Here is a 12,174-nt window from a genome sequence, read left to right as displayed (position 1 = left end):
AAAGTATTTAGTGAAAATCTTTGATTAATGAGTGCTACAAATACTTATTGTAAAAGGAAAGCCTCAGTCGAATAGTCCGTTTTGAGAACTGTTTTTCTACAGTGTCCTGTCGGCTATTCATTCTAAAATGGTTTGTCACATATAAATACGGCTAGGCTTAAATGGATGGGAGGAATAGATGATGGCGATTCAAAATATCACAATGCCACAACTCGGTGAAAGTGTAACAGAAGGAACAATTGAAAAATGGCTTGTTAAGCCTGGTGATACAGTAAAAAAATATGATCCTCTAGCAGAAGTTGCAACAGATAAAGTAAATGCAGAAATCCCTTCATCTTTTGAAGGTGTTATTACAGAGTTGCTTGCAGAGGAAGGCCAAACGTTACCAGTAGGTGCAATCGTTTGCTCTATTGAAATTGCCGGTGACAGCGAGCTACCACCTCCACCTCCAACGAAGAAATCAGCAGTTAGTACAGCGATTTTAAATGCAGGTGTACAAAGAAAACAAGAAACACAACAAGCTACGACAGCTACGGTAGCACCACCAAAACCAGTAAGGAAGGATAAAGTTCGCTATTCACCAGCAGTTCTTCGACTTGCACAGGAGCATGATATTGCGCTTGAGCAAGTTTCAGGAACAGGTGAAGGAGGACGTATTACAAGAAAAGACCTTCTTGCCTTAATTGAAGCGGGAGCTGTGCCAACTACACAGGCTGAAACACCTTCTATCGCTGATACTCCTGTACAACAGTCAGCGCCTGCTGTAGCAAATGTAAATCCACAGAACGATATGAAGCCAGTCACACCTACACAGCCTTTGCAAGCAGGGGATATTGAAATACCTGTAACGAAAGTGCGTCGTGCTATCGCCAATAATATGGTAAGAAGTGTTCATGAAGTGCCGCATGCATGGATGATGATGGAAGTGGATGTAACGGATTTAGTCACTTATCGAGACAGTATAAAGACAGAGTTTAAACAAAAAGAAGGCTTTAATATTACGTATTTTGCCTTCTTTGTGAAGGCAGTTGCACAAGCATTAAAAGAGTTCCCAATGATGAATTCTATGTGGGCAGAGGATAAAATTATTCAGAAGCATGACATTAACATTTCCATTGCCGTCGCAACTGATGATGCCTTATTTGTTCCTGTTATAAAACACGCTGATGAAAAATCAATTAAAGGGATTGCGAGGGAAATTAATGAGCTCGCTGTCAAAGTACGTGCTGGAAAATTGTCAATGGATGATATCAAAGGTGGAACTTTTACGGTCAATAATACGGGTGCATTCGGCTCTGTGCAGTCGATGGGCATCATCAATTATCCACAAGCAGCAATTTTGCAGGTGGAAAGTATTGTAAAAAAACCAGTTGTTTTACCGGGTGGCATGTTTGCTGCACGTGATATTGTGAATTTATGTTTATCATTAGATCACCGCGTTTTAGACGGACTTGTTTGTGGTAAATTCCTAAATAGAGTAAAAGAAATACTCGAAAATACAAATAAATCTTCGACGTCAGTCTACTGATGACTACTCGGAAACCTGTTGTATAACGGTTTCCGAATTTTTTTTTGCTTTTCGAGTCGCAATTTGTCATGTAGAATAACAAATAGAAACTACTAAGGGGGGAAGCTGATTAAGCGTCCGCATGTCAAACAACATGAAAAATATTGAATTTGAAAAGCCGTCCTATTCAGAATGGCAAGATGCAGCAATCAAGGCTTTAAAAGGGAAACCATTCGAGTCTCTTTTAACGAAAACAAGTGAAGGTATTACATTAGAACCTCTTTACACACAAGAAAGTTTAGTAGCAAAACTTGGTGAAGAACTTGATAAACAAGTTGCCACAATCCGTTCCCTACAAAATAGTCAAGTCTTTAAAGTGGCACAGCAAGTTTATGCTGACACAGGCGAAGCATTTTTTGCTCAGCTAGATGATAGTTTAGCACGTGGAAACGAAGTAGTAACAATTGATAGCCGTGTTAATTTTGAATGGACTGCAGAAATAGTAGCAAAATTAGCGACTTATTTCTCAGAATATTCGTTTAAAATTACGGTTGAAAATTCAAAAGACCCATTATTAGCAGTATTCGACAACATTGCCATTGAACAACGAGAAGCTACCAAAGGTTTCATCGTTTCAAAAAACCCTATCACTTTAACTGATTTTCCGAACGTGCGCTCAATCGGTGCAGATATTACGGTTTATCACAATCAAGGAGCAAATGCTGTACAAGAATTAGCATATGCACTTGCGTTTGCGGCTAAATATGTAGAGCAAGAAGAAAGCTTTGAAGCCTTTGCAAAGCGATTTTATGTATCCTTTGCCATTGATACACAGTTCTTTACAGAGATTGCTAAACTTCGTGCTTTTAAAGTACTTTGGAAAGCGTTCTCATCTGCTTATGGTATAGAAAAAAATATTAAAATTCCAACACTTGCAGAAACTTCATTAAGAAGCTTCTCAAAATTAGATGTTTATGTAAACCTACTACGTGCAGCAAATGAAGCGCTTTCTGGCTTAATTGGTGGGGCAGATGTCTTTACTGTTCATCCACATGATGCATTAACAAAGCCAACTGATCAATCAATTCGTATTGCACGTAATGTATCTTTAGTTTTAAAAGAAGAAACAAATGTGTTAAAAGTAACTGACCCAGCTGGAGGTTCATATTTCATTGAGTCATTGACAGCTGATTTTGTGAAAGAAGCTTGGGCATTATTCTTAGATATTGAAGCTGCTGGGGGCATTGATGCTTATATTGCCTCAGGAAAGCTAGCAGAAGAATTAGAGCAATCATACCAAGCTCGTATTAAAGCTACACAAACACGAAAGCAATCTCTAATTGGTACGAATATTTATGCAAATCCAGCAGATGTGCTTGAGAGTGAAACGAATCCATTATTTGCAGATATTAAGCGAATTGCTATACCTTTCGAGCAATTACGAGCAGACATGACGGCTGCTAATGTGAAAACAGGAATCTTAGCATTAGGTACATTAAAAAGCTCGAAACCACGTGCTGATTTTGTATCTGGTTTCTTAAATACAGTAGGTGTAGTACCAGAAAAAAGTGAACCAATCGCAACGGCCGAAGAAGCAGTGGCATGGTTAAATACTACAGAAGCAACCTATGTGGTGATTGCTGGCAATGATGACGATACAAAAGAATTAGTACCAGCGATTCTAGCGGGTAAACCTGCTAATGTGCTTGTTGATGTTGCAGGTAAATATAAAGACGAAGAAGAAGCTTGGTTAGCAGATGGCTTAAACGGCTTTATTTTCGCAGGACAGAACATCATTGAAAAATTAAATTCAGTGTTCGCTAGCATGAAGGAGGTCCAACGATGAGCAAGCCAAATTTTAGTGCAGTTGAAATCGAAAAAGTTTTAGCAGCAGAAGCACCTCAAGCGTCAGAAGAAAAATTCATGACAAATGAAGGGATCGAAATTAAAGATATATACACAAAAGAAGATATTAAAGAGGCAAAGCATTTAAATGATGTAGCAGGTATTGCACCAAACACACGTGGTCCATACCCTACGATGTATGTAGCACGTCCTTGGACTGTTCGCCAATACGCTGGTTTCTCTACAGCTGAGGAATCCAATGCATTCTACAAACGTAATCTGGCGATGGGACAAAAAGGTCTTTCTGTTGCTTTTGACTTAGCTACTCACCGTGGCTATGATTCCGATCATCCACGCGTAACTGGGGATGTTGGTAAAGCTGGGGTTGCCATTGATTCTGTCGAAGATATGAAAATCCTATTCGACCAAATTCCTTTAGATCAAATGTCCGTGTCAATGACAATGAATGGTGCGGTATTACCAGTATTGGCATTCTATATCGTTGCAGCTGAAGAACAGGGGGTTACACCTGACAAGCTGGCAGGTACAATTCAAAACGATATTTTAAAAGAATACATGGTTCGTAATACTTATATTTATCCACCAGCAATGTCTATGAAAATTATTGCAGATATTTTCGAATATACAGCGAAATTTATGCCAAAATTTAACTCTATTTCAATCTCTGGTTACCATATTCAAGAAGCCGGAGCAACTAATGACATCGAGCTTGCTTATACATTAGCAGATGGTCTTGAGTATGTCCGTACGGGATTGAAAGCTGGCATCGATATTGATGCCTTTGCCCCGCGTTTATCGTTCTTCTGGGCAATCGGTATGAATTATTATATGGAAGTTGCAAAAATGCGTGCTGCTCGTCGTATTTGGGCGCAAATGATGTCTACGTTCAATCCGAAAAATCCAAAGACATTAGCACTTCGTACACATTCACAAACATCTGGCTGGTCTTTAACAGAGCAAGATCCATTTAATAACGTAACACGTACATTAATTGAGGCTAATGCATCTTCAATGGGTCATACACAATCTCTTCATACAAACGCACTTGATGAGGCGATTGCTCTTCCAACAGACTTCTCTGCTCGTATTGCACGTAATACACAGTTATTCTTACAGGAAGAAACGGCTATGACGAAAGTGATTGATCCATGGGGTGGTTCATACTATGTGGAGAAATTAACGGAGGAAATTACAAAATCCGCATGGGCATTAATCGAAGAAATCGAAGAACTAGGTGGAATGGCGAAAGCGATTGAAACAGGTCTTCCAAAAATGAAAGTTGAGGAAGCTGCGGCAAAACGTCAGGCAAAAATCGACTCTAAATCCGAAACAATTGTTGGTGTCAATAAATATCGTCTAGAAAAAGAAGAGCCTATTGATATTCTCGACATCGATAATACATTAGTACGTCAAAAACAAATTGAGCGATTAGAATCAATGCGCGCAGCTCGTAATGAAGAAGAAGTACAAAAACATCTTGCTCGACTAACAAAGGCTGCAAAAGAAGGCGGAGAAAACTTATTAGCAGTAGCAGTAGATGCAGCGCGTGCTCGTGCGTCTTTAGGGGAAATTTCAGATGCAATTGAAGTTGTCTCTGGCCGTCATAAAGCAATTATCCGTTCCATTTCTGGTGTTTACTCTGCGAACTTCTCTGATGAGGAGCAGATTCTTGAAGTAAAACGAATGACAGACGAATTCCTTGAAAATGAAGGTCGCCGCCCACGTATTTTAGTAGCAAAAATGGGGCAAGATGGTCATGATCGCGGTGCCAAAGTTATCGCAACAGGCTATGCTGACTTAGGTTTTGACGTAGATATTTCTCCACTATTTATGACACCAGAGGAAACAGCTCAAATGGCGGTTGAAAATGACGTACATTGTATCGGTGTTTCCTCTTTAGCAGCAGGACACAAAACATTAGTTCCTGCACTGGTATCTGAGCTAACAAAGCTAGGTCGTGAAGATATTATCATTATTGTTGGTGGTGTTATTCCAGCACAGGATTATGAATTCCTTTATGAAGCTGGTGCCGTAGCAATCTTTGGACCAGGTACAGTTATCCCTGTATCTGCCATTAAAATTATTGAAGAAATCTACAAACGCTTAGGTTATGAGGAAGTGTCTAAGTAATGGACAAAAACAAAGAGATGCAGGAAAGTGCACTATTTGTCATGGATGGAGTAGCAGCATCTCACGATGGTATGCAATATGGTGTACCAAAAAAATTCCGAAAGAAAAAAGCTGACAAAATTGACATACAGGCGCTTGCCCGTGAGGTAATGAAGGGTTCCCGTACTCAATTATCAAAGGCGATAACACTCATTGAAAGCTCAAATATCGTGCATAAAGCACAGGCACAAGAGCTTTTACAGGAGCTTCTACCGCATACAGGAAATAGTGTTCGTATAGGCATTACAGGAGTTCCTGGTGCTGGAAAAAGCTCATTTATTGAGGCTTTCGGAACGATGCTTTGTGAGATGGGGATGAAGGTTGCAGTGCTAGCGATTGATCCAAGTTCCTCACTATCTGGAGGGAGTATTTTAGGTGACAAAACACGTATGGAGGAGCTTGTTAAGAAGTCGAATGCATTTGTTCGACCATCTCCTTCAGCTGGTACCCTAGGGGGTGTCCATAAAAAAACACGTGAAACAATGCTAGTTTGTGAAGCTGCTGGCTATGATGTTATTTTAATTGAAACTGTTGGTGTTGGACAAAGTGAAACATATGTCCGTGGTATGGTTGACTTCTTCCTGTTGCTAGTATTAACAGGAGCTGGTGACGAGCTACAAGGCATGAAAAAGGGCATTATGGAATTAGCAGATGCCATCGTAGTGCACAAGGCGGATGGAGATAACGTACGTTTAGCCAAAAAGACTGTATCTGAGTATAAGCAAATTTTGCATTTCTTACAGCCAGCTACGCCAGGGTGGATGTCTACTGCTATGCCGGTTAGTTCATGGGAAAAACGCGGTCTCGACAAAGTATGGGATACAATCAGAGAATTTAGACAAACGGTCGAAGCAAATAATTACTGGTCGATTAGACGTCAAAATCAAACCAAGGATTGGTTCCAATCAATGATTACTGACCATTTAATCGATGCGTTTTATGGTAATCCAGAACGCAAGGCACAAGTGCAACTGTTAGAAAGCCAAATTTTAAATGGACAGCTAACAGTAACACAAGGTGTAGATCGTTTATTTAGCGATAATCAATCATAGCCATAAACTGTTGTATCTTCATTTAGCAAAAGTGTTAGTAGTGGATGTAGAAACCAATGCGAAATTACTGAGCAAGTAGGTGCACAAAATCGCCACTAACTGCTATGATAGGAGATGTATTAGTGTCAGTCTAAAGTCTAAGGTGACACGAACTTGAAAGGAGCTATCGTTATGAATATGGATTACGATTTATTTATGCAGGAAATTTCAAAAACAGCACGTGCGGAAATTGAGGCTGCTGGTTATGAACAGCTACGCACACCAGAAGCTGTTGAAGAGGCGTTTGCTCGTCCAGGTACTACATTAGTCATGGTCAATTCAGTATGTGGCTGTGCAGGAGGTATTGCTCGTCCGGCTGCAGCACAAAGCGTTCATTACGATAAACGTCCAGATCATCTTGTTACAGTTTTTGCTGGTCAAGATAAAGAAGCAACGGCAGCTGCTCGTTATCACTTCGGAGAAGATCACTTACCATCCTCTCCATCATTTATTCTGTTAAAGGATGGACAAGTGGTAGCTGAAGTTGGGCGCTATGAAATTGAAGGTCATGATCCAATGTCTGTTGTAACAAATTTACAAGCAAACTTTGAAGAATACTGCGATGAACTTTAATATTATTCATTAATTAATTTGATAAGATGAACGCCCCGCAGCAACATCACTAGTTGCGGGGACTGTTTCTTATCAATAAATAGTAGATAATTGGTACATTCTACTGTAATAATAGCAAAAATATATTTGGAATTTTTTAAATATTAGCTAAATGATTTATCTGAAAAAATTGAATTGATTTGATGAATAGAATAAGTGAAGAGTAATGGAGGATGGGAGGCAGTCGACTTGAAGAAGTTTTCAATCGGCTATCGTACATTAAAAACGGCAACTGGTGCAGCCATTGCAATAGCCATTGCCCAGTATTTCGAATTAGCTTCTTATGCATCTGCAGGTATTTTAACAATACTTTGTGTACAGCCAACGAAGAAAAAATCCCTTCATGCTGCTTATACACGATTTGTCGCAAGTATTATCGGTATGCTTTATGCCTTTTTAAGCTTTGAGTTATTTTCATATCACCCACTTACACTAGCAGGGATGCTCATTATTTTTATCCCCACAATTGTATCATTGAAGGTAGCAGACGGCTTTGTCTCAAGTGCAGTAATTATTATGCATATTTATGCTGCTGAAAAATTCTCGTGGACATTGGTTTCAAATGAATTTGCTTTAATGGCAATTGGTTATGGAACGGGAATAGCGATTAATATGTATATGCCAGATATACAAAAGGAATTAAATTACTATCGAGTTAAAATTGAGGAGCTATATAGTAAAATTTTTTTAGAAATTGCTAATTATTTAAGAGAAGGCGATACAATGTGGGATGGGCAAGAAATAATTGAAGCTATTACAGCTTTAAATAATGCGAAATCACTAGCCTTTAAAGATGTTGAAAATCATTTTATGAGACGAAAAAATGATTACTATGTCTATTTTGATATGCGTGAACAGCAACTCGAAATTATTGAAAGAGTACTCCCAAAAATAACAGCCCTACCTGTTATAGTACAAGAGGCAACAATAGTGGCTGACTTTGTTCAAGATCTTGCTGAGCATGTTCATTCAGGAAATACGGCTAGTCATTTTAGAGAGAAGCTAGAGCAGGTAAAGCTAGATTTCGCCCAATTACCTTTACCGAAAAATCATGAGCAATTTTTAGCACAAGCGGCACTCTATCAATTTATTGAGGAAATGGATCGATATTTAGAAATTAAACAATCTTTCAAGGGATTGAAGGTAAAGAAAGAGCGCCCGCAGTAATGCGGACGCCTAACTTTTCATTACACTAACATAGATAAGCCGAATGCTAGAGATGAAATTACCATGATTGCGACCATCGTATAAACAACGATTTTTTGAAATTTTTTATTACTCATATGCTCGTTCGCTCCTTCTTTTCTTATAAATAGTTTAGCAAATCTGAAAAATTTCTCAAGTAGTAGAGTTTTGACAAAAAAGTCTGTAAAATAGAATATGTACCATAACAGAAGGAGATGTCACCATGGAGAAAGTAGATCATATTGGGATTGCGGTGCGTGATCTTGATGAACGCATTACATATTATACAGAAACTTTAGGCTTAAAGCTGTTAAAAGTGGAAGAGGTTGAATCTCAACAGGTTCGCGTTGCATTTATAGACGCTGGCAATGTAAAAATCGAATTGCTGGAACCGATGAGTGAAAAAAGTACCATTCATGGATATATCGAAAAACGTGGGGAAGGTATTCACCATGTAGCTTTCGGTGTGACAGGGATTCGTGAGCGTATGGCAGAGCTTCGTGAAAAAGGTGTACGTCTTTTATCAGAAGAGCCAGGACCTGGTGCCGGTGGTGCAGAGGTAGCCTTCATGCATCCTAAATCATCTTTCGGTGTGTTATATGAATTATGCGATAAAAGTGGAAAAGGGGATAAGTGATTAGTATGGATATGTTCGACAAAATTAATGAGTTATATGACCGTAAGACGGTAATTGAACTTGGTGGTGGCTATGAGCGCATCGACAAACAACATGAGAAAGGTAAACTAACTGCTCGTGAGCGCATTGAATTATTGCTGGACGAAGGTACATTTTTCGAAATCAACCCATTCATTACACATCGTACAGTTGACTTCGGTATGGACAAGATGGAAGGACCTGGTGATGGTGTAGTTACTGGTTTCGGTAAAATTAACGGACGTCCAGTTTACTTATTCTCTCAAGATTTTACTGTATTTGGTGGAGCACTGGGTGAAATGCATGCGAAAAAAATGGCCACAGTAATGGATCTTGCTGCGAAAAACGGCACACCATTCATTGGTATTAATGATTCAGGTGGTGCACGTATTCAAGAAGGCGTACTTTCACTTGATGGATATGGTCATATTTTCTATCGTAATGCCATCTACTCTGGCGTAATCCCACAAATTTCAGTAATTATGGGACCATGTGCTGGTGGAGCAGTTTATTCTCCCGCAATCACAGACTTCATCCTAATGGTTGACAAAACATCTCAAATGTTCATAACAGGTCCTAAAGTTATTGAAACAGTAACAGGTGAAAAAATCTCTGCAGAAGACTTAGGTGGTTCAAAAGTGAACAATGCTGTAAGTGGTAATGCACACTTCCGTGCACCATCTGAAGAAGAAGCGATTGATCAAATTAAAAAACTATTAAGCTATCTCCCACAAAATAATAAGGAAAAAGCGCCACGTCAGGCACGTCCAGAAGGTGACGACTACCGTCCTGAAATTGTGGATACTGTGCCAATCGAAACAACTCGCCCTTATGATGTACGTAGAGTAGTTGAGCAAGTAGTGGACGAAGGTTCATTTATGGAAGTTCACTCAGAATTTGCGAAAAACGTAGTAGTAGGTTTTGCACGTATCGCAGGTGAATCTGTTGGTCTAGTATGTAACCAACCAAAAGTACTTGCTGGTGGACTAGATATCGATTCTTCTGACAAAGCGGCTCGTTTCATCCGTACTTGTGATGCATACAATGTTCCAATCATCACTTTTGAAGACGTTTCTGGCTTCTTCCCAGGCGTTAAGCAAGAGCATGGTGGAATCATCCGTCATGGAGCAAAAATCCTTTATGCATACTCTGAAGCAACTGTACCGAAAATTACAGTTATTTTACGTAAGGCTTATGGCGGTGCTTATGTTGCGTTAAACTCAAAATCAATTGGGGCTGACCTTGTATTTGCTTGGCCAAACGCTGAAATCGCTGTTATGGGTGCAGCAGGTGCCGCGAATATTATCTTTGCACGCGAGATTGCAAAATCTGATGATCCAGAAGCAACACGTGCAGCGAAAATTGAAGAATACAAAGAAAAGTTCGCAAACCCATATGTTGCAGCATCTCGCGGTATGGTAGATGATGTCATTGATCCACGTGATACACGTATTAAGCTAATTCAAGGTTTAGACATGCTTTCAAATAAACATGAATCACGCCCAGAGAAAAAACACGGAAATATTCCACTATAAAATTTGTACAAGCCCAGCAGCCATTTGCTGGGCTTTCCTTTTTACACAAAGAAATTGACGAAAAATGATAAAAGATGACAGATAATTGAAACATTAACTCTTTTCATCCGTACAAATAGATAAGAGGAGTTGAGATGAATGGAATGGAAACAATTACAAAATGAACAGGAAATCATACATGCACAATTAAGAAATGTTAGTAGATTAAATGAGCAAAAACGATTAATTGAAAAGCAACTTGAGCGTGCACAACAGGACATTTACAAACATTCTATAGCACTCAATCACATTCGAACGAAACTTGATAAATTAGAAGGCTTTTCGTTTATGAATATGATTCGTACGTGGACGGGGCAGCAAGATGAGCTACGAGCAGAGAAAATTGATAAAGCAGCCGTTCTTGAATTAAAAATAAATGAAGCAAAGAAAATGCAGGAAGATTTAACTATCGATTTAGCACAAGCTGAGTCAAAGCTCACACAAATTAATGAACAACATTTACAAGTAGCTTTAAACAAGTTGAATGCTAAAAAGAAGGGCTACTTACAAATACATGAGCCAGAGCAAGCAAAAAAATTAGAGCAATTAGCCCACGAAGAAATAGTAACGAAGCAATTAATTATAGAAATGAAGGAGGCAGAAGAAGCTGGAGAAAATGCATTAACAAAGCTTGGGCAAGCGGCTGCTTCTCTACATTCCGCTAATGGTTTTTCAACATGGGATACGTTTTTGGGAGGGGGACTTATTGCTACGCATTTGAAGCATGATGCACTAAATCAGTCTGAAAATTATCTTCACGATGCTCAAATTGCTTTACAGCGATTTCATAATGAGCTTCTGGACATCCATGATTTATCAACGAAATCATTACATGTTGAAACAGATGGCTTTGTCAAATTTGCAGACTACTTCTTTGACGATATTTTCTCAGCCTGGTCTGTCCACTCCAAAATATCAACTGCTAGGGAGCAAGTATCTCGTGTGCAAGATGATGTACATAATACAATTTGGCGTTTACAGGATAAGCATCATAAAGCGGTTGAACATCTTCAGTTACTTGAACGTGAGAAAGAGGCTATCTTCCAGCTATAAGAAGCTTGTGGAAAGGGATAAACTCCCTCTTTCACGAGCTTTTTATCTTCATTCAGCAAATGTTTTTTTTATCGAAAGCATAGTGGCAGATGTTTTATGCGCGACAGCGGCAGATACAGAAGACTCCCACATTTACAAATGGTGAGATGAATGCGGTTTTGTTTCCTTTTCAGTGGGTGTCCAAATACCTACTGAAATAGCGGAACTCAGTCTAAGAACGCCACGTCTTGTGGCAACGACTTAGTGACCAACATCATGTTGGCCCAAAGCCTCCGGCGGATGTCACGGAATCGGAAAGGAGTGCTTTGTGCAAGCACAAAGCCAATTCCGGACGCCAATATGCCGAGGCATAATTGATCTCCTTCCAAAAATTAGTCTCGAACTGCTTGTGAATTATTTCAACTCCTCTAACGTTGTGCTAAAATAATACATATACTATAACGTGGTAATACACGTAAACTA

General features: G+C 39.3%; 10 protein-coding genes. 9 read left to right on the top strand and 1 reads right to left on the bottom strand.

Going from position 1 to position 12,174, the window contains the following annotated elements; all coding sequences use genetic code 11:
* Positions 1–181: 181 nt before the first annotated feature.
* The 6 genes from QNH24_RS16000 (at position 182) to QNH24_RS15975 (ending at position 8,412) form a co-directional block, all read left to right on the top strand.
* The gene (locus tag QNH24_RS16000) at positions 182–1,528 is read left to right on the top strand and encodes a dihydrolipoamide acetyltransferase family protein (RefSeq protein ID WP_283872869.1); all 1,347 of its coding nucleotides are present in this window, start codon (positions 182–184) and stop codon (positions 1,526–1,528) included.
* A 121-nt stretch (positions 1,529–1,649) separates the two neighbouring features.
* A complete protein-coding gene (locus QNH24_RS15995) occupies positions 1,650–3,353 on the top strand; it encodes a methylmalonyl-CoA mutase family protein (RefSeq protein ID WP_283868552.1) in 1,704 nt (567 codons plus the stop codon).
* The gene (gene scpA / locus QNH24_RS15990) at positions 3,350–5,503 is read left to right on the top strand and encodes a methylmalonyl-CoA mutase (RefSeq protein ID WP_054771653.1); all 2,154 of its coding nucleotides are present in this window, start codon (positions 3,350–3,352) and stop codon (positions 5,501–5,503) included. The genes QNH24_RS15995 and scpA overlap by 4 nt, the downstream gene beginning before the upstream one ends.
* Positions 5,503–6,594 carry a methylmalonyl Co-A mutase-associated GTPase MeaB gene (gene meaB / locus QNH24_RS15985; protein ID WP_283868551.1) on the top strand — a complete coding sequence of 364 codons (1,092 nt, stop codon included), beginning with the start codon at positions 5,503–5,505 and terminating at the stop codon, positions 6,592–6,594. The genes scpA and meaB overlap by 1 nt, the downstream gene beginning before the upstream one ends.
* 171 nt (positions 6,595–6,765) lie before the next feature.
* Entirely contained in the window at positions 6,766–7,206 is a 441-nt protein-coding gene (locus QNH24_RS15980) for a BrxA/BrxB family bacilliredoxin (protein ID WP_054771654.1), read from the top strand.
* Between the two features lie 228 nt (positions 7,207–7,434).
* On the top strand, positions 7,435–8,412 hold the full coding sequence (locus tag QNH24_RS15975; protein ID WP_283868550.1) for an aromatic acid exporter family protein: 978 nt from the start codon (positions 7,435–7,437) through the stop codon (positions 8,410–8,412).
* Positions 8,413–8,432: 20 nt separating this feature from the next.
* Here QNH24_RS15975 and prli42 read toward each other — a convergent pair whose 3' ends face one another.
* On the bottom strand, positions 8,433–8,528 hold the full coding sequence (gene prli42 / locus QNH24_RS15970) for a stressosome-associated protein Prli42 (protein ID WP_158003016.1): 96 nt from the start codon (positions 8,526–8,528) through the stop codon (positions 8,433–8,435).
* A 125-nt stretch (positions 8,529–8,653) separates the two neighbouring features.
* Between prli42 and mce the strand changes: the two genes are divergently transcribed.
* The 3 genes from mce to QNH24_RS15955 all read left to right on the top strand — a co-directional run bounded on the left by mce (position 8,654) and on the right by QNH24_RS15955 (position 11,712).
* Positions 8,654–9,067, top strand: coding sequence for a methylmalonyl-CoA epimerase (mce, locus tag QNH24_RS15965; RefSeq protein ID WP_283868549.1), 414 nt, complete (start codon positions 8,654–8,656; stop codon positions 9,065–9,067).
* 5 nt (positions 9,068–9,072) lie between these two features.
* Positions 9,073–10,620 (top strand): acyl-CoA carboxylase subunit beta, encoded by a 1,548-nt coding sequence (locus tag QNH24_RS15960; RefSeq protein WP_283868548.1) that lies wholly within the window; start codon positions 9,073–9,075, stop codon positions 10,618–10,620.
* Positions 10,621–10,758: 138 nt separating this feature from the next.
* On the top strand, positions 10,759–11,712 hold the full coding sequence (locus QNH24_RS15955) for a hypothetical protein (protein WP_283868547.1): 954 nt from the start codon (positions 10,759–10,761) through the stop codon (positions 11,710–11,712).
* Positions 11,713–12,174: the final 462 nt, after the last annotated feature.

The organism is Lysinibacillus pakistanensis (genome assembly GCF_030123245.1).
Classification (GTDB): Bacteria; Bacillota; Bacilli; order Bacillales_A; family Planococcaceae; genus Lysinibacillus; species Lysinibacillus pakistanensis.
The sequence above is the reverse complement of the archived record's forward strand: the minus strand, read 5'-3'. Positions and strand labels throughout refer to the sequence as shown.

What these genes read in the sequence shown, in the direction of transcription:
- prli42 (WP_158003016.1), bottom strand. Translation starts at nt 8,528, where the DNA reads ATGAGTAATAAAAAATTTCAAAAAATCGTTGTTTATACGATGGTCGCA.
- scpA (WP_054771653.1), top strand. Translation starts at nt 3,350, where the DNA reads ATGAGCAAGCCAAATTTTAGTGCAGTTGAAATCGAAAAAGTTTTAGCA.
- QNH24_RS15955 (WP_283868547.1), top strand. Translation starts at nt 10,759, where the DNA reads ATGGAATGGAAACAATTACAAAATGAACAGGAAATCATACATGCACAA.
- QNH24_RS15995 (WP_283868552.1), top strand. Translation starts at nt 1,650, where the DNA reads ATGTCAAACAACATGAAAAATATTGAATTTGAAAAGCCGTCCTATTCA.
- mce (WP_283868549.1), top strand. Translation starts at nt 8,654, where the DNA reads ATGGAGAAAGTAGATCATATTGGGATTGCGGTGCGTGATCTTGATGAA.
- QNH24_RS16000 (WP_283872869.1), top strand. Translation starts at nt 182, where the DNA reads ATGGCGATTCAAAATATCACAATGCCACAACTCGGTGAAAGTGTAACA.
- meaB (WP_283868551.1), top strand. Translation starts at nt 5,503, where the DNA reads ATGGACAAAAACAAAGAGATGCAGGAAAGTGCACTATTTGTCATGGAT.
- QNH24_RS15980 (WP_054771654.1), top strand. Translation starts at nt 6,766, where the DNA reads ATGAATATGGATTACGATTTATTTATGCAGGAAATTTCAAAAACAGCA.
- QNH24_RS15960 (WP_283868548.1), top strand. Translation starts at nt 9,073, where the DNA reads ATGGATATGTTCGACAAAATTAATGAGTTATATGACCGTAAGACGGTA.